Source organism: Siphonobacter sp. SORGH_AS_0500 (assembly GCF_002838835.1).
Taxonomy (GTDB): Bacteria; Bacteroidota; Bacteroidia; order Cytophagales; family Spirosomataceae; genus Siphonobacter.
On sequence record NZ_NHPP01000007.1, the window covers coordinates 221,444 to 245,071 of the forward strand.

The 23,628-nt window shown below is 41.1% G+C and carries 17 protein-coding genes; 2 read left to right on the top strand and 15 right to left on the bottom strand.

Annotated elements, in window-relative coordinates:
* Positions 1 to 184 precede the first annotated feature (184 nt).
* The 5 genes from BWI96_RS10410 to BWI96_RS10430 all read right to left on the bottom strand — a co-directional run bounded on the left by BWI96_RS10410 (position 185) and on the right by BWI96_RS10430 (position 4,554).
* Positions 185 to 805 (bottom strand): hypothetical protein, encoded by a 621-nt coding sequence (locus BWI96_RS10410; protein WP_106636576.1) that lies wholly within the window; start codon positions 803 to 805, stop codon positions 185 to 187.
* A 47-nt stretch (positions 806 to 852) separates the two neighbouring features.
* Entirely contained in the window at positions 853 to 1,962 is a 1,110-nt protein-coding gene (locus tag BWI96_RS10415) for a hypothetical protein (RefSeq protein ID WP_106636577.1), read from the bottom strand.
* A gap of 568 nt (positions 1,963 to 2,530) precedes the next feature.
* Positions 2,531 to 3,181, bottom strand: a complete 651-nt coding sequence (locus tag BWI96_RS10420) for a hypothetical protein (protein WP_106636578.1) — start codon at positions 3,179 to 3,181, stop codon at positions 2,531 to 2,533.
* Positions 3,178 to 3,666, bottom strand: coding sequence for a hypothetical protein (locus tag BWI96_RS10425; RefSeq protein ID WP_157830303.1), 489 nt, complete (start codon positions 3,664 to 3,666; stop codon positions 3,178 to 3,180). Before BWI96_RS10425 ends, BWI96_RS10420 begins: the two co-directional genes overlap by 4 nt.
* 114 nt (positions 3,667 to 3,780) lie before the next feature.
* Positions 3,781 to 4,554, bottom strand: coding sequence for a hypothetical protein (locus BWI96_RS10430; RefSeq protein WP_106636580.1), 774 nt, complete (start codon positions 4,552 to 4,554; stop codon positions 3,781 to 3,783).
* 881 nt (positions 4,555 to 5,435) lie between these two features.
* Here BWI96_RS10430 and BWI96_RS10435 point away from each other — a divergent pair.
* Positions 5,436 to 6,614 (top strand): ATP-binding protein, encoded by a 1,179-nt coding sequence (locus BWI96_RS10435; protein WP_106636581.1) that lies wholly within the window; start codon positions 5,436 to 5,438, stop codon positions 6,612 to 6,614.
* Between the two features lie 1,059 nt (positions 6,615 to 7,673).
* On the opposite strand, the gene BWI96_RS10440 is transcribed toward BWI96_RS10435, so the two are convergent.
* The 8 genes from BWI96_RS10440 to BWI96_RS21575 form a co-directional block, all read right to left on the bottom strand.
* A complete protein-coding gene (locus BWI96_RS10440; protein ID WP_106636582.1) occupies positions 7,674 to 8,474 on the bottom strand; it encodes a hypothetical protein in 801 nt (266 codons plus the stop codon).
* A gap of 101 nt (positions 8,475 to 8,575) precedes the next feature.
* Complete coding sequence (locus tag BWI96_RS10445; protein WP_106636583.1) at positions 8,576 to 9,379, bottom strand: hypothetical protein; 804 nt, start codon at positions 9,377 to 9,379, stop codon at positions 8,576 to 8,578.
* A gap of 61 nt (positions 9,380 to 9,440) precedes the next feature.
* Positions 9,441 to 10,907 carry a RagB/SusD family nutrient uptake outer membrane protein gene (locus BWI96_RS10450; protein WP_106636584.1) on the bottom strand — a complete coding sequence of 489 codons (1,467 nt, stop codon included), beginning with the start codon at positions 10,905 to 10,907 and terminating at the stop codon, positions 9,441 to 9,443.
* 7 nt (positions 10,908 to 10,914) lie between these two features.
* Entirely contained in the window at positions 10,915 to 14,382 is a 3,468-nt protein-coding gene (locus BWI96_RS10455; protein ID WP_106636585.1) for a SusC/RagA family TonB-linked outer membrane protein, read from the bottom strand.
* Positions 14,383 to 14,463: 81 nt separating this feature from the next.
* Positions 14,464 to 15,420, bottom strand: coding sequence for a FecR family protein (locus tag BWI96_RS10460; RefSeq protein WP_157830304.1), 957 nt, complete (start codon positions 15,418 to 15,420; stop codon positions 14,464 to 14,466).
* 49 nt (positions 15,421 to 15,469) lie between these two features.
* Positions 15,470 to 16,093 carry an RNA polymerase sigma factor gene (locus BWI96_RS10465; RefSeq protein ID WP_106636587.1) on the bottom strand — a complete coding sequence of 208 codons (624 nt, stop codon included), beginning with the start codon at positions 16,091 to 16,093 and terminating at the stop codon, positions 15,470 to 15,472.
* A gap of 1,032 nt (positions 16,094 to 17,125) precedes the next feature.
* Complete coding sequence (locus BWI96_RS21570; RefSeq protein WP_157830305.1) at positions 17,126 to 17,263, bottom strand: hypothetical protein; 138 nt, start codon at positions 17,261 to 17,263, stop codon at positions 17,126 to 17,128.
* Positions 17,264 to 17,755: 492 nt separating this feature from the next.
* Positions 17,756 to 17,932 (bottom strand): hypothetical protein, encoded by a 177-nt coding sequence (locus BWI96_RS21575; RefSeq protein WP_157830306.1) that lies wholly within the window; start codon positions 17,930 to 17,932, stop codon positions 17,756 to 17,758.
* A gap of 1,356 nt (positions 17,933 to 19,288) precedes the next feature.
* Between BWI96_RS21575 and BWI96_RS10485 the strand changes: the two genes are divergently transcribed.
* Entirely contained in the window at positions 19,289 to 20,479 is a 1,191-nt protein-coding gene (locus BWI96_RS10485; RefSeq protein ID WP_106636591.1) for an integrase arm-type DNA-binding domain-containing protein, read from the top strand.
* Between the two features lie 827 nt (positions 20,480 to 21,306).
* Here BWI96_RS10485 and BWI96_RS10490 read toward each other — a convergent pair.
* Together BWI96_RS10490 and BWI96_RS10495 are read right to left on the bottom strand one after the other, a co-directional pair.
* Positions 21,307 to 22,422, bottom strand: coding sequence for a hypothetical protein (locus BWI96_RS10490; protein WP_106636592.1), 1,116 nt, complete (start codon positions 22,420 to 22,422; stop codon positions 21,307 to 21,309).
* Between the two features lie 21 nt (positions 22,423 to 22,443).
* Positions 22,444 to 23,310, bottom strand: a complete 867-nt coding sequence (locus BWI96_RS10495; protein ID WP_106636593.1) for an AraC family transcriptional regulator — start codon at positions 23,308 to 23,310, stop codon at positions 22,444 to 22,446.
* Positions 23,311 to 23,628: the final 318 nt, after the last annotated feature.

Genomic DNA, 23,628 nt, shown 5'->3' on the forward strand with positions numbered 1-23,628 from the left:
AAGACAAACTGCTAATCATGAGCCATTGGTATTACTTTATCAAAAGCCCTTGAGGAACGTGATTTAGCTAAACAATCCGTCAGCGAAGGTATATACCCATCTCTACGAAAATAGGAACTCAAGAAACTGGCTCGTTTTAACAGGAATAGACATTTGAACTCGTTACTACAGTGTGGTATACACATTAGAATGTTCGTAATATTGACAAACCATATTGTCTGATAGTGTCCCCATTGGTATCGGTTTGTATAGCACCATTAATCCCTACTGCAACTTTAGAGGTTATAGAGTAATTATAATTAACACTCAAAATTCCTCCTAAGCTTATAGTTCTTTGAGGATGCATATTATAAAGAACCATAACTGGAAAAGGTAACTGAGTGGCTGCTGGAAAAAATACTACTATTTGATCATAGAATGATGAAGACTCATATCGACCCAATACACCAAGCTTTGCCATAAAGTTGCTACGCTCTGTTCTTACAAAGCTGTAGCCTATCTTTCCTGCAACCTGGATGCCTCCAGTAGTGTATCTATAAGATCCGTCATAATTATTGCCTCTATCATCCGAATAAAAGAGAGGATAATTACCATCGTGCAAGCTATAACCTATACCTAAGCTATAAGACCACTTCTTTTTAAAAAATTCACTGTATTCCGTGTTAATAAAAACACCTGGCAAATCACCGCTACCATGTTTACTGTAATTAAGATCAATGGAGAGACTTCGATTACATAGAGAACTTTGACCAGTAACACCTCTGGATGCAGTGATCAGAAGAAAGAAAAGTAATAACTTTTTCATACTGTGAAAGTAGCAGGGGATAATGAATCATTATCCCCTGCAAGCGTTTAGTTTTTACGTTTGATATTGCAATAACTTAGGTTGTACACTTGGTCAATTGAGTCCGTAAACTGAATAGTTGCCAGTCCTAAATCATCATCTCTTTCATGAGAAGGTAGAGTTACAGAATAAGTAGGGCCTGTTTGTCCACTAGGTGGGGGAAGAGCGATTGTCACAGAACCAGAGGCACCTCCATCTTCTTCAATCCATTTTTCATACGTCCAGTTGCCGAAGGTCGACGTATTCCAATTGCCCATGAAATGTCCAAAATCCTTCCACTTTTGATCTTGGAAGTTTTTCCTTGCCCATGAACCAAAGGCCCTTTCTGAAACAGCTCCAGCACTAGAATTACGAATAAATATTTTGAATTCAAATTTACCATCTACCCAAGGCTCGATCGCCCCCATGTCAGTAACCTGTATCAGACCAGCATACTCAGGTTGTCCTTGATATCTTCCACCTTTTGCTAATTGCTCAGCGGGAATTTGATTTTGAGGAGATACGTTTTCTTCATCTCCTACCACCCATACATCATTACTCCAAGCAAATTCTTCAGTTACCTGTTGATTTGATGTTAGCTCACGAGCTGATGATAAGCGAAGTCCAGGAGAAGTGTAATCTTTATTGATAATTTCTTTCGATACAAGAACAGGAGCACTAAGGGATATAGGAGTTGCTTTAAATTGAGAGGTTTGTTCTTCAATTGTCTCCGCACGAGGATAAAAAATAATCTGTTCTAAACCGCCATTTAGAGACTTGATACTTTCATTAAGCCCTAAAATGGTTTTGATCTTTGTCGCATCTCCTTTATATAGACCTAATGCATCCTTAACATATACATTATAGTCACCGTGAGATTGCTTGAGAGATTGCTCAAGAACGATTTGTCTAAATACTTCATCTTTACTTAATTCCAAAATCTCAATTAGAAGTTTTTCTTTCAAATCGGCCGTTTGCTGTTCGACATTTCTAATTCTGCCGCCTTTACTGATCTCTTGAGATAGATGAATGACAACATCTTTTTCCGAGGTAATGATGGGTTGATCTTCTTTTTGGCAACTAGACAGGATAATAGATCCTGTAAGACAGAGCATACCAAATTTGGCAAAAGTTTTCATACTTTTGTGAAAGGTTTAAATGAATAAGATTTAAACTCAAAAGCCTTCTGCTTCGGGTCCAATCGATGGTAGAAGGCTTTCTTGTTAGCAAATAAAGGGATTAAAATTTTATTAAAAGTTGCAGAAACGCAAAAAAGATAACTAAATTATTGTGTGGTGTAGCTATGAAATTTGTTAATTATATAGTTATAAAGTTTCATGTATCTATTCGGATTATCTTTTTCTTTTATATTATGCTATCAAGGAAGATTACATTTATACACATTAAATAACATGAATACGTAGTTTTCAATAGATTATTAGAAGTAAAATATTATAGGTAGTTAACACTAACCCTATTTAATTAAATCACATACATTATTGGATTGTGAATCAACTTTAACGGCCAAGTCTGAATGCAAGGTGTCCAGTGGTGCGAAAACCCAAGGATATGTCCCAGATGCACGTGACTAACAATTGATAGCGTGAGCAACAAATCTGAGAGGATTAGAGTATTACAAATTTATATTACTTTTATTTTACATGTAGACTTCGTCTTTTTGTGATACTTGGCGCTCGTGTAATTAATTCACTTGTTTGAACTAATCAAGTTAGCATTCTGCTGTAAGTCTAATTCACCTTTCAATATTATATTTTTAGCATAAGCAGTATAACCACTTGGAACTTTAATTTTATGGTTCTTGTTAATTTGTACATTGGTATTTACACTAGGAACTTGTTGGCATGTCCAAAGAGTTGGGTCGTCCCAATTGCCTGATCTCAAACTTTCATATAAGGTACATGGATCAAAAGATTCATAAGTGATTTTAGTAGTTATATTGTAAGTTTCATTTGTAAGAGTAGTAGTGTACGGTTGTGTTATTTCAATACTAAATTCAGTATCAGTTAGTTTAGTTATTTGGGAAGCCTTTTCATCTCCTTCAATAAATATCTGATTATTGGGTAATAACTTATAGCTCCCAGGTGCAGGCCATCCCCCAGCGTTAAAACCTGTTATTTTTCCATCGTTGTGAAAAAATGTTGTGGTGCTTCCATAATCCAAAGCCCCTTTATCTTCATAGCGATAATAAATGGGAATTGTACTGTGGGATTTAACTATATCATATGTTTTGGTACGCCAATGTTTACCGTACAATTTATTAATATCTATTTGGGCTTGTACTTTTAGCGGTACTATGATTATTGCTATTAAAGCAAGAATTGAAAATATATTTTTCATGGATACTTTCTTATATATTCATTTTTAACACGAGCATCGACATTATTGAATAGCCTTTTACCTTCTACCGTATTTATTGTTGCTGTCAATAATCCTTGTATTGGACAGCTTGGGCAAAAATCTATCTTCGCATATCCATATTTGGTTTTGCCTTCCCCAATCGTAACTATATACACTTTATTACATCTTTGTATTACTTGGCGGATTACTCTGCCTGGTGATAAAACGTGACCGGGAAGAGTATAATTGATTACTGAATAGGTTGGATAGTCTATGTATGTCATAATTGGATTAGGAATATTTTTTGCCCATGTTTCAGCACCAACGTCCAATAAAAATCTTATAGATGGACCGGATAGATTAACTACTTGATATGACTTGACCGCTGAGGTATTATCGTAGCTATACCTAATATTGTTAAAGCCAGGTAGTTCTCTCATATCGCTAGTAACTGCTGCAATAAATTGATTTCCACTTAACATCAAATTAAACACATTTTGAATTGTGCAGTTAGGGTCATTCTCAGCGTCACAAATAACATTTTCTACTGAATAATAGTGATAATCTATATCAGAATTTTTCTTTATATTTTCAATTTTTTAATTCTGTTCTACGTATTCAGATTCAACTAGTGATAAATCAGGTGGCCCATATGAAAGCCCTGATTCAAACTTAGAGGGCTCACTGACGCATGTCCCATTAAGGGCACTGCACAAAACACGATAGTTTGTTCCACCTGCCCCCGGTAGGGTACCATCTTTATTACCGATAAAGAAATTGTTTCCAGCATGTTCTTTGCAATAAACATTGTTCCATTGATAATCATATCCTTCTTTATCAGTTGGACAGCCAGACGCGATGAAATTTACTGCACCGGGACTAATATATTTTTCAACACTTAGCGACGGAGTAGGCGGCTTAGGAACAACTTCAAGTTTATATGCATAAGTTCTTTTGTCTACATGACTTTTTTCTGCGGTTATGCATCCTTCTGGAATGACAACGTCAACTGGACTGTTGCAAATGATTTTAATATCTGTAGTTTTCTCAGCTTTGAAAGTATACAGCCATACTTTAATATAATTTATTCCATCACTTGTATAAGTCTTCCAAATTCTACGGCTTATAGGAGTAGCACCAGACACTTCTATATTTTCTGACTTATCTTCTGCTTTATATGCTACTGTATTAGGACAATTCCGTGAACCAATGGTTATATGAAAGCATGAAAATTCATCTAATGTACCTATTTCAAAGACTCTTCCCTCGCACATCTGTCCTAAGTCGTGAGTTATGGGTGTCTTTTGGGCTAAAGTAACAGATGAGTGATGTAAATAAATTACAATAAAAATCCAAAATTTTACCCAATTCATCTTGGTATAATGTTTAAAATTAGATATTATTATAAGTAAACTTTAATAATAATTTTAAGAGCTAAGCACACAAGAATTAAAATACGTTGCAATACGGTTTCGAAGTAATTTTTACAAGGGCAACTAATAAACCAAGCATTTCTGTTTGGCGAATGAGTTATGTTCTTTACCCGTTTATGATCAGCTCTGATAATATAAAAATAGCTAAGATTTGCTTTCTGTATTTTTTTGCTTTTGTCAGCTTATAAAATAATTATTGTCGGTCGGTTCAGATATGAGGATATATTTATATTTAAGGTATCTAATACTAATAAGTCTATGGATTTGGGCTCAATTATAGTGAATACTTTTATAAATATAAAAAATATGACCTCTATTTTTAAGACTTACACTATAATTTAAATTACGTTTGCAATAGCAGCGTTAAGGGGAGATATTTTAAAAAATCATTAGACGTGTGGCTGTAACCATGGTTTGTCTTTATCAATCAAATAACCAAGAAGTACATTTGAAAAATATTTTTAGAACAAACTATAAGCGATACCTAACTACAAGTATTGCTTATACGTTTCTAGATAATATATATAGAATTTATAAGAGATTCCAACTTGTAGTGAAGAATCGACCAAAAAGATGGGTGGTATTCAGTTACAGCTACCAGAGTATTTCTAGTTGTTTAACACAGAGCTAAGTGATAGGATCATTGATACGGGCAGGAACTGTAATTGGGGGCATCGTTGGGGGCACTCTGCAGAAAAAACCGTTACACGATTAATAAATTCAACCACTTAGGAGCAAAATGAAGATGCGACATCCGCATTTGAATTCACTTATTATATATTATCCTTGTAATTATAATAATATATGTTATAATTGCAAGGATGATCACTCGTGAAGCTCAAACTGAAATTGCTCAACTCTTGGAAGAGTTTCCGGCCGTTGCCGTTCTTGGCCCTCGTCAAGTGGGTAAAACGACGTTAGCTGAAACCATTGCCACGGCCATTAGCCCCAATCCCATCTATCTGGATCTGGAAAGCCCTACGGATTTGGCCAAATTGCAGGAACCCGAGGCCTATTTCGAATTGCATAAAGGCCAACTCATTATTTTGGATGAAATCCAGCGTGTACCGGAGCTGTTTGCGACTTTGCGGGGTGTTATTGATCGCCGCCGCCGAGAAGGATATAAAACCGGTCAATTTCTCATGTTAGGGTCGGCCTCACTTGATCTATTAAAACAATCTTCCGAATCTCTTGCGGGTCGTATCGCCTATAAAGAATTATCAGGTTTGACAGCGACGGAAATCAGGTCTTCTCATGTGGGGGATCAAAACCGACTTTGGTTGCGTGGGGGATTTCCTGACAGTTTTTTATCCAAAACCGATGCGGCTAGTCTTCGTTGGAGGCTCAACTTTATCAGTACCTACTTGGAACGGGACGTACCACAATTAGGGCCTCGGATTCCGGCGATGACTTTGCGGCTTTTGTGGACAATGCTAGCTCATAATCAAGGGGCTCAATTGAATATGGCCCAACTAGGGGCAAATCTTGGCATTGCCATACCCACGACCAAACGTTACCTAGAATTACTGGAAGACTTGTTATTGATCCGTCACCTGCGTCCTTGGTCTGGAAATGCGGGCAAACGGCTAGTTAAGTCGCCTAAAGTTTATATTCGTGATAGTGGCATTACCCATGCGTTATTGAACCTGACGGATATGGATGACCTCTTAGGGCATCCGGTGGTAGGAGCGAGTTGGGAAGGGTTTGTCGTAGAAAACCTGTTATCCTGTTTACCGGTCGGTGCTACACCCTGGTTTTACCGGACATCGGCAGGGGCTGAAATTGATTTGGTTATTGAACGCAACCGGCAGCAGATTTATGCCATCGAAATTAAGCGTTCTATGACTCCCGTACTCTCTAAAGGATTTTATTTGGGCTGCGAAGACATGGGTGCGACCAGACGGTTTCTGGTTTATCCAGGTCGTGAACGCTATCCGATTGCTAAAGATGTCGTAGCGATTTCTCTAGCTGAAATGATGGAGGAACTTCGTAGTATTTAATAAATCAGCAGTAAAACCCACCATTTAAATCAAAGAGTAAGTGTTATACTAATAACGCAATCAATAGCATTCCTCAAGATTGATGACATTAGAGTACAGCTTCTAACGTCTAAAGAAGGGACAAATGATAAGATAGTTGATACAGGCATGAACGGTAGTTAGGTGTTACTTTGCAGAATAATCCCTATGCAATCAATCCGACTTCTTATAACAGAAATAGACGATGGAACATCCTATCATTTACATAAAATCTTGCAAAAATAATTGATGTTGGGCTCTTGAAGCCGCGTTGTCTCCAGGAAGCGTTTCCGCTGATTAACATTGAGGTAAAGCCGTTCACCCGTCAGAGGGGCTCGCAAGTCTAATAATGCCATTTTTGTGCTATTCCAAGAAATATGAAAATATAGCTACCACAAAACAGCAAAAGGGCAATAGAGCGGGGGGCTAAAGGACGGCCAGCTTTCGCACTTTAAGGAGTAAAAGGCGAAATGATGTTATTTAAGCAGTAGCATCATGGGGGTAGTTGCATCCTATTGTTGATGTCTAGCTATAGGAATAATCATAACGGTGTGGCCGTCTTTCTGTTTGACATGGCTGCGGATGCTCTAGCAGCAGGTTTTACGAAGGTTCTTTTTTAGGCGGGCGGTGAAAAATGGTAACACCTTTCGATATCCATGCTGGACATATGAAAAAGTGCCTCATGCATCGTTGACAGCGATAATAACGCTTGGGAAAAAGTACGTTACGAACATAGAAAGGACGACGTACCCGATCAACATCTTTGGAGTGGCAATAGGGACATTGCCTAGTTAAAGCCAGCATAATAAGTTTATTAGGTATGGGATAATGCCTTAAATTTAATTATTTACCGAGAATTTAACTATTAGTATAAATTAATACTTAACTTATATTAACATAAGGTAAACATTGGTAGGGTCTGAACGCTTGTTCGGATAGACCAAAGTCAGATCCCCCGGAATGACCTAAGGTAATACAAACAAATGAAGCCTCCTTTAACAGAGGCTTCAAGAACGAAAGAAGGGGGTGGAATTAGGGATACTATTGCATATCGACATCAAACGTACCCATACCTCCCGCTAAATTTATCCGGTTATTCCCAAATAAAAGATAGGTGGTTTGAGACCTTTGGGTGTAAGCAATACGGTTATTGAAAGAATCACACATTGCTTTAGAGATCGGATTTCTTGGAGAAAAACGAACCGAGTAGGCAGGATACCTCACCTGATAGTCGCAGTCATTGGGATGTTTAGGATCACTTTTGTAAGACCAGCCAGTATGACTGATTGTTCCCCCATTCACTAGAGAAGCCGTAAACGGATGCGAATCCTGAGAACAAGCCGCCACCTTTCCTGCTTTGATAGGCTCTGCCGTTTGCCAGTACAATAAATCAATAGGAAGGTGAACCTTCGTTAACACCAGGCTAAGTTCTTCTTCTGAGAGTTGATTGTATGGTTTGTGGTAAGTATTCATAGAAGCCTGATTCACTTTTTTGCTGAACTCTTCAAGTTTTTTAACTTCAGCAGTCAGAAGGCTCATCTGACTTTCACTTACACGTCCCTGAGCATTAGAAAAGTTTTTTGTCGTTTTTTCAAGAACATACGTATTAAGTATCTTATTAAAAAGTTCTAACTCATCAAAGCTCAGCTTTTTGTAACGAGCTACCCAATTTTCCATCTCTTCGGTGGTCGCCTGATTTACTCCCTGCTTAACAAAAGCCGCCATCGCTACTTCTTGCCCATTTTGAGGCGTTACTTGCTGGGAAGATGGCTCTTGGCAGCCCAAGATGAGGCTGGTGCCAATAATAGTAGTAATAAATAAACTAAAGGATTTCTTTTTCATAATAGTAGTTATGATAGAATCATACTTTCAGCTGTATAGGGATGGTTAAAACAGCCTTTTAAAGTTGATTTTTAGTGCTTTAATAAATCAATAAGACGTCCTTATCTCATGTTTACGTCATAATTAGCAGTACCAGTATATAATTGAACCCCTCTGTTACCGAATAACAAATAAGTAATACTAGCAGAAGGATAAAAGACGGATCTTCTAGCAATTTTGTAATTCCAATGACTACATAATAGCTGAGATAAGTAATTATCTGCAGAAATTTCCGAACGAAATCCGCTGTAGGAAAATTCATAATCACAGTCATTAGGGGCACTGGGTGTCGCCCGGCGAGTCCAACCCGTATGATTGGCAGGAGCATTGTCCGTTTTGCTAGTCACATAGGGAAAACTGGCGGAAGAACAGGCCATTATTTTCGCTCCCTCCTTCCCAAGAGAAGGAGCCACGATGCCAGTTAAAATCCCATCGAGTTGTTCAGGCGTGAGTTTATTGAACGAAACGCCATACTTCTTTACAGCTAGCTTATTGACTTCGCTGCGGTAGATCTCCACGTTTGCCGTATGTTTTTCCAATGCTGCCTGCTGGGCAGCACTTACCCGGCCTCCGGCTGCTGATTGCAATTCTTTTTCTAAACCTAAGCGGCTTATCTCTTTGTTAAATACTTCCAGTTCTTCAAAAGTTAAATTCTTATACATCTCGTCCATGGCGGCATAATGATCCTGCATACCCGGTTTTACGGCATTTTGAGCAAATGCTTTGATTTTATCCACATTTACATGTGACCCTTGAGTAGTAGCAGGGCTCACTTCCGTTTGGTCGGTTTGGCAACCAATGCCTGCTATCAGTAAACAAGCCAGTGAAGCCGAAGCGAAAAGAGTGGAAATTTTCATTTTCTTCATTGATAAAAACAGTTAGAAATTGGTTTGAATAAAAAGCGGATGAATAAAAATGCGTAAGGGGTTAGTAACCGTCGTTCTGAGTTAGCTTTGGATTGATGGTTCGTTCCCGTTCAGGGATGGGATAAAGCGTATTTCGAATCTGGATATTTTTGGTCTGGACTAAGACGGCTTTGGTTTTGCCGGTGCGGACTAAATCAAACCAGCGGTGGTTTTCAAAGGCTAGCTCTACGCGACGTTCGCGATCAATAGCCTCTCTTAACGCGGCTTGGCTCAGACCCGTCCAATCGGGCAAAACACCAGATTGACCCGACCGAGCCCGGCGACGGACGCTGTTAAGAGCTTCCAACGCTTCCTGAGAACCGCCCTGCTGTTCATTTAACGCTTCTGCATATACGAGCAACAAATCTGCGTAGCGGTAGACCCGAACGGAATTGCTACTGCCAACGCCACTCCCCCCCTGGGTTCCGCCAGTTGCCGATGGATCGAGGTATTTAAGGGTGTAATTGACATTGACTACATTGCCTGAAGCATTGATATAAGACGTTTTGAGGGAAGCCTCTTTTCGAGGATCACCTGCTTCATAAGCTTCGACTAATTCATCACTCGGGATATTTCGGCCTACGCCATTACTACCCGTAACGCCCGTAACCGAAGAGCCTGAACCCGCCGGAGCAAATAATTCATGCAGGTTATGGCCCAGAAAGTTGCCCGTTCCAGACTGAGCTCCGATAAAGTATTGAACTTCAAAAATGGACTCCCGGCTATTCTTTTGCGTAACGGCAAAAACATTTGCGTAAGAAGGCAGCAATTGATAGACTTGAGAATCCATTACTTCCTTAGCCTTAGCTGCTGCCTGTGCCCAGTTTTTACGGGTTAGGTAAACCTTAGCCAGATACGCTTTGGCTGCTCCACGGGTAGCCCGGCCCAAATCAGAAGAAGAATACGTAGCGGGTAAAGCCTCTGCTGCGGTAAAATCAGCGATAATCTGCGTATAGATTTCATCTTCAGAAGCCCGGGCGGGTAAATTAGTCGGCAGGGTCTGTTCCAGGTCTTTCGTTTCCTGAGTAACTAAGGGAACGGGGCCGAATAGACGTACTAAATTGAAGTAATACAGTCCCCTTAAAAATTGAGCCTCTAGCATGAGCCTGTTCCGAAGGCTGGCGTCCATGCTTATACCCGGTAAACGATTCAGTACCGTGTTACAGCGAGCAATTCCTAAGTAGTGGTATTGCCAGGCTTGCAATACCGCGGCGTGACTAGTACCTAAGGTCAAATTATCAATGGATACATCCGGGTCATCGGTATTGTCGGAAGCCACTTCTGCCAAAAGCCAAATTCCTTGTGTGCTGCGATGAATTTCCTGCAACGGATTATAAGCAGCATTCGTGGCTACAATAGCATCCTGAGAAGTTTTGTAGAACGATTTTTCATCGGCTACCGAGCGGTGCTCGAGTTGAAGGTATTTGTCGCAAGAGCTAAATAATACAGGGCCAAGCACTAACGTGAGGAGGAAGATAGATCTTTTCATGGGAAGATTAAAGAGAAAGGTTCAGACCAAACATGAACATGCGTTGCAAGGGATAATTCGCATCATCATAGCCACTTACCAGAGGATCGTTCCCGGATCGGCCCACTTCTGGGTCATAACCCGAGTAAGAAGTGAAGGTGATTAGATTTTGAGCAGATACGTAGGTTTTTAATCCTTTTAAGTGCCACTTATTCAGTAGTTTAGCGGGCCATTGGTACCCTAGGGAAATATTTCTCAGTCGTAGAAAAGATCCGTCTTCAATCCAGCGGGTAGAGAAGCGATTGTTGTTATTACGATCTATCGCTACGGCTCGGGGCGTCTTTCCATCGCCAGGATCACTCGCCGAATGCCAGCGGTGGAGCGTTTGCGTGGAGCCATTATACTGGCCCAGCATGGATTCCCGCTTCTGACGAGTGACATTGTAAATCTGATTGCCCTGTACACCTTGAAAGAAGATGTTCAGTTCAACGCCTTTGTAGGAAAAGGCATTCGTCATTCCATACACCCAATCAGGCGTTGGATTACCGATGATGGTTCGATCATCATCATTAATTACTCCATCGCCGTTGACATCTTTAAACTTGAGGTCTCCGGGCTTGGCAAACGGTTGAACCGGAGAAGCTTCTATCTCCTGAGCACTTTGGAAAATGCCTTCCATGACATAGCCATAGAAAGAACTTACGGGTAATCCTGCCCGGATGAGGGTATTACTGCTTAAAATAATCTGGCGATCGGCCTGCCCTAGACTTACGACATGGTTTTTATTGAGTGCTGCATTCAAACTAGTCGTCCAGCGAAAAGCTCCGGGTAGATTGACGGAGTTAATCGCAAATTCCCATCCTTTGTTTTGCATTCCTCCAATGTTCTGCGTAGATCCCGAAAAGCCCGTCGTATAGGCTAATGGAGTACCTGACACCAGCATTTGATTGGTATTCTTTACGTACACATCCGTAACCAGGTTGAGTCGATTGTTAAACAACCCTACATCTAGCCCTACATCAAATTGAGCGGTAGATTCCCAGCCTAAACGAGCATTGGCTAGGATGTTGGGAGCTAACCCGTTCACGGCTTTGCCGCCAAAGGCATAATTGGCCGTCGCTACGCTACCGATGTAGGCATAATAAGCCAAGCTATTGACCCCATTCTGAATTTCGCTATTCCCCGTTAATCCATAGCTAACTCGGATTTTAAGATCATTCAACCAGCGGTGATTAACCAGAAAAGGTTCCTCACTGATATTCCAGCCTGCGGAGATAGAAGGGAAGTACCCGAATCGTTTTTGGGGACCAAATTTGGAAGATCCATCCGCCCGCATGGCTACTGAAAATAAATACTTACTACGGAAGGCATAATGAGCCCGGGCCAGAAAAGACGCCATCCGCCAGCCTTCTCGAAAAGAGTTGGTCAAATCGGTCTGGCCTCCATTGGTCGTCGTTACCAAATCATTCGGGAAATTGGTAACCCGGCTAATCATCCGTTCAAAGTTTGCTCCCTGAAACGTGGCCCCACCTACCAGCGATAGGTGATGATCAGCGTGGAAATGTTTGGAATATGAAAGAATATTTTCGTTTAACCAGCCTAATTCCTGAGAAGCAAAAGCAAAGCCGGAGCCTACACTGGGCGGCGGAGTACCGGTAGACGTAGGAATGAAGATATTATTTTTCAAATAGTTAGCATCAAGACCGATGCTGGTTCGAAGCGTAAATCCGGGCAAAAAGGTGTATTCCGCGTAAGAACTGCCAATCATCCGGGTTGTATTGATGGGATGCCAGTATTCCAGAGCGGATGCCAGGGGGTTATCAATCAGTGCAAAACCGCTGGTATAATTGGGACGGGCATAGTTGCCGCTAGCATCGTAAACGGGAATGGTCGGCGTTTGCAGTAAAGCACCATAGATTAAACCGCCCTGCAATTCATTCCCCGTCGCCCGGTTGATGGTATTCGTCGCATTGTTGACGGTGATACTACTGCCTATTTTAAACTTTTTGAATACCTGCTGATCCAGATTAAGCCGGACTGAGTAGCGTTTGTAACCGGAAACTTTAATGATCCCGTCCTGATTAAAATAACCCAGCGACAATGCATACTGGGTGAATTCATTACCCCCCGAAATGGATAACTGGTAGTTTTGAATGGCCGCTTTTTTGAAAATCTGATCCTGCCAGTTCGTACTGGTTATTAGACTGGAAGGATCCGCCAGTTCGGGAATGGGCCGGGCGGCTACAGGCACCGAAGCCGGATTACCTAAATCTGCCCGTGCATTGGCTCTGGATTCATTTATTAGCTCTGCGTATTGGCTGGAATGAAGCGTTGGTAATTGATGAGCAACCGATTGTATGCCATAGTACGCGTCAAGTTCCACCCGGGCCTGACCAGCTTTTCCTCGTTTGGTAGTAATCAAGACTACGCCGTTGGCTGCTCTGGAGCCGTAAATAGAAGCCGCTGCCGCGTCTTTGAGGACTTCCATTGAAACGATGTCGTTGGGATTGATGGCACTCAAAGCGTTATGTACAACCCCGGTTCCAAAAATTCCCGCCGGGCCATTATTGTTCGTCGTTCCCCAATTGTAGAAAGGTACGCCGTCAATCACGTACAAGGGTTCATTACCCGCGGTAATCGAGCTCGTACCCCGAATACGAATGTTGACTGACCCACCAGGTTGACCAGAAGTTTGCGTAACCTGAACTCCGGCCACTCGCCCCTGCAAGGCTTGATCCATACCCGTAATCGGTACCTGTCGTAATGCCTTTTCACTCACGGACCCAATAGACCCGGTCAAATCTTTGCGAAGCTGGGTGCCATACCCAATCACCACCACTTCATTAAGACCCTTGATTGAACTCCTTAGTTTGACATCAAGCACCGACTGGTTACCTAAGGAATGTTCCTGGGTATCCATCCCGATGTACGAAAAAATAAGGATAGCTTCCGGGCTAGGCACCGCTAGAGAATACCTTCCTTTACTGTCAGTAACGGTAGCTTTATACGTTCCTTTGATCAGCACATGCACGCCAGGCAAAGCCTCACCGGTTATCGCATCCGTAACCACACCTGTAACGGTAATTTCCTTCTGCTGAAGCTGGGTTTTAGAGGTCGTCTTGGCGGGACTGTGCTTGGGTTTTTCCTTTAAGATCACATCGCCTCCCCGAAAAATAGCCTCCAGTGGAGTATCCTTCAAAAGTAGCTCAAAAGCCTGCTGCAAAGCGATGTCTGCCAGCCGGATGGACACAGACTTACGGGGAAGTAAGTGGGGGTTGTAATAAATACCAATTCCTGATTTTTCAGCAATGGCCTGTAAAGCCGTTTCTAAGCTAGTGTTACTAAAGTGAATAGAAATTTTCTTTTGAGCAATTTCGTCCTGAGCAGGCTCATGCTGATACCCAAGCCCTAATTGGGCGTGATGCACTTGTGCAGAACTGAGTACGGGCACACTGAGCAGGCAACTTCCAATCAGGAAGCAGAGCAGTCGTTTCATAAAGAGGTACGTTTAGGGCACGAAGAACCGGATCACTTCCTTGCAGAGGTGTGGTTGATTTGAGTAGTAAAAGTTGAGTGATTACTTTTCTGAGAAAACAACTAGGTCGTTTTCGATTCGGTAGTTAATGTTTAGCGAAAGCGATAATTTGGGTAACAATTGAGCTAAAGGTTCATAGCGGCTTGTGGCGGTCAGGTATTTATTCCGCATCGAAGCGGGCCAAAGCATTTTTACACCATAGAGTCGTTCCAGTTGATTCACTAAAATAGGAAAAGCAACGTTTTTGAATTGGAGAAAACGACCTTCTTGCCAACTCAGGTAATTTTGAACATCACCGGATTCTACCTCCAGACTTCCGTTGTCAAGAGCCTGCCCCCATTGATTTTTGACCAGACTAACGGAGTTCCCCTGAGCGTTACTCAAAACGACCTTCCCTTCCGTAACGGCTACCCAAAGGCCCTGTTTGTGTTGTTTGGCATTAAACTGCGTTCCTAGGACGCGGATGGAAGCCCGGGAGCTTTCAATGATGAAAGGTTGATGCTTGTTAGGAAATACCTTAAAAAAAGCTTCACCCCGGAGCTTCACCCGACGAAAATCTCCCCAAAATGACTCCCGATATGAGACTTGTGCCTGATGATTTAATTGTACCTGGGTACCATCCGGAAGTTGTAAAGGACGAAAAGGCGTTGACGTATAAATTACCGGTTGAGTTTGATACCAGCGTACGATTGCCCCTGCGGTCCCCACAACGAATAAGGCTAGGCAAGCCGCTGCTGCCCAATTTTTCAACTGTATTTTTGAACCAAACGAAACCCGCTTTTTACGGAGGATGGTATTCATGACTGCATCCCCTTTCTGAAAGGAAATACCAGGAATATTCTCCTCTTCAAACGTATCCCAGTCCTTCTCCATGAGATCAAAAAAAACACTGGAAGGCTGCTTCTTTAACGCTTCACTCAATAGGTGAAGTTCTTTCGCATCACATTGATTGCGAAGATATTTATCAAAGAGGCTTGCTATGGATTCGGGTGTATTCAACGCTTTTTCAGACTTGTTATTCTATCTACAATCAAAGTGCAGTAAGGTATTACTCTAACAGAAAAAATAATTCACTTGCAGGCGTATATAACATCCGGGAGACCAGTAAAAAAACCGGAACAGATACCTCTGAATTCATTTCCAAGGATTGACGGATGCTTTTCAAGGCTTTATTGATCTGTACCTTAATGGTATTTTTAGAAATATTTAGCTGCTGAGCAATCTCTTCGTGAGATAACCCCTCCATGCGACTGAGCTGAAAAATTTGCCTTCTTTGAGGAGGAAGTCGCTCTAATGCACTCTGAAGAATTTCCTGATAATCGTTCGACACAACCTCCGACTCCGTTTGCTGATGTTCTGCGGCATTTTGACTGACAAACTGCTCGAAAGCAGCGTGATAAGCACTTTTCTTAAATTCGTTAAAAATCTGATTTCGACTGATCCGAAACAAGTAAGCCTCAAAGTTTAGCTCGGGCTGGAGCGATTGACGCTGTTCCCAAATTTTTAAAAACGTATCCTGAAGAATGTCTTCTGCCGCTGCCGTAGATTTAACGTAGCGAAGGCTAAATCTGAAAAGTTTGTTTCGATAGCGGTGAAACAAGATTCGAAAGGCCCGCTCATCTCCGTTTGAAACGCGGGTGACCAGCGTGAAATCGGTTAGTAGTAAAGACATACACGTGGAAGGTAAAGCTTTACAGGTAAATGTAGACGTACTTTTAGATAGAGCCTGTCAAGGAATGATGTTGATTATGTTATCTTTCTATGAAGCGATGCGGTACGGACTTTAAAATTTATTGGGGATTATTATAAGTAGAGAGTAGACGAGACGCTTTAGGCCAGTTAACGTTAGCTAGGCTTGTTATATGTGTCCCCTTCAGTACTAATTTTAGGCCTGGTCCGCCGCAACTATACAGCGTTTTAATTATTCAACCAAGTAAAGGTAATGATTCGTCTGGCTAGTAGCCGAGCCTTGGTAGGCCATGTTTTTGTAAAGATGGATTACACAAAGTCTACGAAACACCACTAATCCCCATTTTTTCCTGTCGTGAGAATCCTAATTTATCTATGTTGTAGCCACTACTTGATCTGATCGTAAGGGATAAAATTACAACTGTCAGTTGTTGCCTTTAGAGTTAGACAACTGAATCGGGTAGAGCCTCTCTCTTCAATCACTAACTGCTCAGCCCCCTGTTGAATAGAAGTTAAAAAAATAAATTTGGTCAGTTGTTCAAGTAATTTCTCTTTGGCTAACAGAAGACTCTCCACCAAAGTTTGTCTGTAGGGGTAGGGGCATCTTGCTAAAACAATGCTTGCCGAATGAAATGTACTGTTGTTGTAGCGGATCTCATACAAATAGAAGCAATAGTGGCACTACCTCATGCTTTAATAATACTGTTGAAAGGCTCGAATGATCAATGGCACTTGAGTACATTTTTGAATAGTTTTTGTTGTAAAAAAGGTATTGGCTCTTATAGTGATCTGGACATTCATGCTAATTGGAAGCATGGTTGGGGGCACTCCACAACAAAACCTGTTATACAATCCATGAATTCAAGCACTTAGGAGGAAAATGGCGATGCGACATTTGGCAGGGCAAAGATTTTCTGCTCTATCCGTTTGCAGGGCGTGCACCAGTCTGTGTACACGTCTACAAATACCGGCAGTTTTTTGCTGCACCACAGCGAGCACCTATGGATAGTTACCTTTAAAAAATGATGCCCAAAGGCTTATCCTGCCCAAGCACACTAACGCTAAGGCCAGGAAGCAGTAAAAAGGACAGGATAAACAAGATCAACAGGTGACGTTGTTGCACCAAAATACCGATAACCCATGCCAAAGACATGCGTGTCTGGGTTAACTGCTTCGGTCATTCTTCTTTCTCCACTTTTTAGAAATAAATAGATCAGGGCAATCAGGGTGTTGTTTGACTATTGCTCTATGCTTTTCGAGCCTTTTAAATTGATCAATCGGAACGTCACCACCATTATAAGTGATGTAGAAATTGCCGTCTTGACCTAAGTAGATTTGTCGAAAATTACCCTCGACTTTGTTGTCCAAGAGCTTCATAATTTCATTGTCATGCCTATTACTCATCATTCTGTCTCTGTGTAAGGGGCGAGGGCTTTCAAAATGCTCTTAGCACGCAAACCCATATCTTTATGGTATCACGAGAAGCAATGCAGTCAAAGTCTATAATCTTATGGTACAAAGTGCCTTCTGATAGAACTCCAAAGCCTCAGCCACCTGTTCGACGACCTCGTGCGGGATTGGGGTTGTTTCTGGTTCGGTGATGTAGGGGCAGTCTGCTTTCCAAGGGCGTTGTAAACGATGATACCTATTTGATGATACCTATTTCACCTTTCATGGCAACATATAAATACCCTGGCCCATCCTCTTCATCTTCCATGCATGCGACAATCTCATTGTAAGCTATCTGATAGTCATTGTCTATCGTCACCCCATCGGCTGCCTTAACATTAAGCCGTCCGGTCGCGGCGGGGTGATCAAACATACGGGTTGTGCCTTTAATGATTTGATGTGTATCCCATTGATTGATTTATCCCTTTAACCACTTGGCGGTTGGTTAAAGGGATTTTTTTAGGTAAGGGTCTTCTCATCTGTTTGCTTCGAAATACATACTCCTCACTAAAGGCTCTTTTAAGCGTGCAATGCCCATCACAAGCTCTTTAATGGTGTTTGTTTGGGAGCGGGGTATCTTTGAGCTATACTCCTCTTATCAGAGTAAAAATATGTATCAACTTTGTAATTAAAGCTACATACAGTTAGATAGTTAAATAACGTATTTTAATCTTTATACTTAGGCTTCGTCAACATGCATTACTGTCACTGGCGTAGACAATGCCCAACCTTTGATACAAAATTAGTCATTGTCGAAATGGCTAAACGGAGCAGTCATGGGGAGGAAAACGCTCAGCGAATTACAAGTCCTGCCACTACCGCTCGGTGTGTATGAGTGGGTGCCTGGTGTATTGGGTATGCCCCAAAGAAAGCCAGTCCTAATAAGCCACCATTTGATGCTAATTTTAGCATTGTTTTATTGTTTTTTTATGCTGAAAGTAGCATAAAACAAAACCTAAAATGTCAAGTTATCAGTCGACTTCTTTCTACAAAAAGGAATAACTCTTATGCTTTGATTGAAGCATGCCTGGAATTAGATGATCAAAAAACTTGACATTGTTTCTTTGTGAAAAGGGAATGGCAAGCAATTGTATCCATGATTGTGTAGTCAAACTGCTGCCTTTGGGGTTTGTTACTGCTTGGTAACATTAAGTAGGTTAGGTATAAAATGCCAGTTGAGCTTCTGACTTCTTTGGCGGGGCTGTTCAGAAAATCATCTTGCCCAATGCTAATAAGCTTATTGTTTTTGAAACACGGATATACAAAGTGGCGGTTGCTTTTTAAGTCAGCTAGAGCATCGTTTCAGAAGCCCTTGAGGGCATCTCCGTTCATCGGCCTACATGATTGATGGTACTCTAGTACAGCTTTTCATAAATTTTCGTTGCCTAAAGAATAGCTTGATGATACCCTAGGTTATATGGACATTCATCGTAACTGGGGGCATACTTGGGGGCAGCTAACAGGATGATCCATTTTAATATCAATGAATTCAAACATTTGGGAAGGATCTGGCAATGCGGCTACGGGCACCACTCTCTTTTTTACTGACATTATCAGTCGTTACGCGAGCGAAAATTATTCCATTTTCGCAGCACCTTAATTATATCCTCACCTTATCCGTCTGCGTCTATCTGATACCCACATTAATCAAAAATGGGGGCATGATTGGGGGCATGAAAGGGTCGGTTATTGCTCAAACGTTTCGCTATGAGAATCAGGGAGTGTAAACATGGCATTGTCCCATCTGGCCTGTCAGGCCGCTAAACCAAAAAACAAACCATACAAGATTACCGACGGAGAAGGGCTATACCTGGAAGTGACTCCGCATGGGACCAAATTCTGGCGGCTTAAATATCGACTTCATGGCAAAGAAAGGCGAATATCGATTGGTGCGTACCCTGCTGTTTCGATCGCCGAAGCCCGTAAAGCCAAAGAAGAGATAAAAAAAGAACTAAAGCTGGGCATCGATCCGGTCTTGAAACGTGTTCAAGTGACTCAAACCCAGGCGCTGAACCAGCAACTGAACTTCAAAACGATGGCCTTGGAATGGTATCACAAGCAACTTCCTTTATGGAAGTCATCGCACGCCGAGATCATCAAACATCGCTTGGAGAAGTATATATTTCCATCCCTGGGTAATTTCCCACTGGCAGACATCAAACCATTAATGATGCTGAGCTGCCTTCAAAAGATTGAAAAAACAGCTCCTGAACTTTCCCGGCGAATGAAGGCCTTGTGTGGTCACGTCTTTAAGTATGCCATTGCGACTGGGCGGGCAGAACAGGATCCGACGTATGGGTTAGAGGCTGCGATGAAAAAAATCAAGCGGGGGCACTATGCCTCCATCTCAGTGGATGAGTTTCCGGCATTTCTAGCTTGCCTTCATGAGTACCAGAATCAGGTGCATCGCCAAACTTTTCTCGCCCTCCAATTATTACTGCTGACGTTTGTTCGTACGTGTGAACTGGTAGAGGCTAAATGGGAAGAAATACATTTTGAAAAAGCGATGTGGATTATTCCTGCCCAGCGGATGAAAATGAATCTTCCTCATATGGTTCCCTTGTCACGACAATCGCTAGCGATTTTTCGAGAGCTTAAAACTTTGAATGGGAGTCGGGATTTTGTCTTTCCTAGCTATTATAATCACAAAACCCACATGAGTAAAAATACGATGCTAGTGGCGATCAAGCGGATGGGATATAATGGGAAAATGACGGGTCATGGATTTCGAGCTCTGGCCTTGGGGATTATAAAAGAAAAACTAAACTATGCCCATGACATTGCCGATCGACAACTCGCTCATGTTCCGAAAAGTAGTGTGGATCGGGCCTATGACCGTGCCCAGTTTTTGACTCAACGCACGCATATGATGCAGGAATATGCAGATTACATTGACCAAGTGCTAAACAAGCATGATTAATAATGTCTGTCAGAGACTTCAAAGTAAACGCTCCTGCTTAAAAGTTGGTAACGGATGTGACCGAATTTAAGGTCAAAGGAGAAAAGCCGTATGTGTCTGTGTGATCCATATAATCAGGAACTTATTAGCTATCAACTCTCGAGAAGACCTGTATTCAAAATGGTCATAGAGATGCTTGAAAAAGGAAATAGGCTCATTGAAAGAAGGCGTACTGATCCATTCGGATCAGGGCTGGTCCTACCAGAGGGATCTTACCAAACCTGGCTAAAAGACCGAGGCATTATTCAGAAGATGTCCCGAAAAGCAAACTGCCGGACCATCTAGACAATGCGTGATGAAGAATTTTTTTGGCACGCTCAAGTCCGAACTTTTTATCTGAATACCTATGACTCTATAGAGGTGCTACCAAGGAGATCAAGGCTGTATTCATTATTACAATAAGCACCGAATCAAACTTAAGTTAAAGGCAATGAGCCTGATGAAAATCGAGATCAGTACTACGTAACTAAATCCTAATTCCGTCTAACTTTTGGGGGATTTTCCATTTTTGTTCAACAAATAAAGTTAATTGTCTGCAGAATTCTATTTCCCAATTTGTATTCCTTTTAGCTATTATAGGTATGATTTTAAAACTTTTTTGCCAGCAGTTTCGGCTTAGCGATTCGCTCGATTAACTGCTGGCTTTTTTGATTATTCTGTATTTTTTACTGGATTTATTAAATTTTCCCCATTCTTTGCTGTTCAAATCAATTTCTCAGAACAAGAAGAGATTTAATTCAAAAAAGTTAGGGCATTTCGAAAAGATATTATAGGGAATAAAAAGACTATTAATTTGTCTCTCTCCTTTTAAAAAGCCCTGCATTTAAGTTCGATCCCATTGATCCTTCTGCTAATTGAAGGTAATTTCGTTTACTCTGATCTTTTTCGATGACTACATTTCCGGTGGTTTGTATGTTTTTCATTACTAGAAAGTCTGTTGGTGTGGCATCACTGTCGCTTAATGGGCCGCTTCCATATCCTGCTAGTTTATTATAATTGACAAAAATGCAATCAGAAGCTTTATACCGGCGTGTGCTTCCCTTTTCCCTTATCCATATTGTACTCGTATTAGCAATGATATTGTGATGGAAGTCGAATTCATCTCCATTGGTACCTTGTGTAGTCCATACACCACAGAAATAACCACCGTATACCAATGAATGTCGCATTGCACTGTGGCTGCCATTCTTTCCATCGTTTTTCCAAAAAACAACTGGAATTTTACAATTGAAAAAGACACAATGATCGATAACCAGACCATAGCCATTGGCTATAACTCCTACATGTAATGGTAATACATCTACATTTCCGGCGAACAGGCATTGTGTGACGAGCAGATCATCCAGTTTTTTCCCATCACGCCATATGGGATAAGATCGTCGTAAATTGTTATCATCGAGGTAAGTATAATCAGGACTGCCTGTAAACCGCAGACCTTCAATAGTAACATGGCTAACCTCGGGTTGTATACCTTTTGCTTCTTTTCCTCCTACACCGGGTTCAAGGGGTACAACCGTTACTACAATCGGCATTTTGTTAGGTGTCCAGTCTGTATCATCAGGCATAACTTCCGCACGAATGACAAGACGGTTGGTGAAGCTGTATTTATCATTGTTAAATAAAACAGTCTGGGTTAATACATGAATGCCTTCTGAAAGGATGATTGTTGTTTCTGCTTGATCTTTGTTTAGATTGACACGCCTTGCTGCCTCTAAAAGCGTTTTTAACGGCTGGGTTTTTAATCCAGAATTGTTGTCATTGCCCGTTTTAGGATTCACATGCAATTGTTCTGCTTTTACCCAAAGCAAATTCATTACGAAGAATAGAAGACTTAGTGTTGTTGATTTTATCATATTCCTTTTTTCTGTAAAATTGGGAATAAGGGTGCCCTGCAAAAAGGTCATTTTATCTTTAAAGTTGTCATTTTATAATTTCTTTCGGTATTGCTGAGGAGTAGTATTAGTAAGTTTTTTAAAGAATCGGTTAAAATTGGACGGATCTGAGAATCCAAACTCAAAACAAATTTCTTTTATAGATTTGTTTTGATATAGTCTTTTCTTTATTTCTGAAATTAGCTTGCAATGAATCATTTGCAGTGCTGATAATCCACTAAACTGTCTGCAGATTTTATTAAGGAATCCCGGGCTCACATGAAGCATTTGGGTATATGCTTCAACGGTGTGGTCCTGTAAAAACCTCTTTTCCAACAAAGACCGGAATCTATAAAAATCTGCATGCACATAGGTATCCCGTTGAATATTGTAAACACTCGCATAATAGCGATTGAGAATGACGAGCAGTTGATATAGTATCGATCTAATCAGATGATTGCTGTCATTCTGAATTTGTTCGAACTCTCGCTCTATTTCATATAAAAGTTCTAGGCACTTCTCAAATGATGTTTCACCTATCTGCATATTGGTGGGATGTGAATACTGACTGAAGTATTGAAAACGGTACAGAAATAGCTCATCCGAAAAAAAAAGATGGAGAAAGTCTTTTTCAAAAAATAAGGAATACCCTTTTACCTCGGTCTCGATTTCCCAGCGGCGAAGTTGTCCAGGGCTTGTAAAAATAATAGTTTGCGGATATAAAGGCATTTTATACTCATCCAATAGAAATGTTCCTGATCCCGCTGTGATAAAAATAATTTCGTAAAAACTAAGTTGATGCAATGTGCTGTCTAACACATAATTTTTAAGGGTTTCAATGCGTCCAATATCTAATAGTAGCTCTGAACCATATTTATCAGGCACAAAATGATATGTTTTAATTTTGGGGATTAATGCCATTTGTTTTATAATTTCTAGCTATTAGAATAAATTGAAAATATAAATTTTGATTGTATCTAGAAGTGTAAATTAAAAAAGAATCGATTGCTCCATTCCATGATGGGCACATTTCATCAATCATTTAAAATGAGGTCATTACTATTTTTAACTCATATTATGGATTACAACAAACGACGTAATCGCAGCGGCGGATGCTAGTTTTTTAGCAACAGTTATAGGGCTTATAACGAGCACTCGTCCCATTTTCCTGATATCACTACCATTTAAGGCTTATTTATACCATCTTTTCTTGAATCTTCCGCTCATGACCTTGTTGAT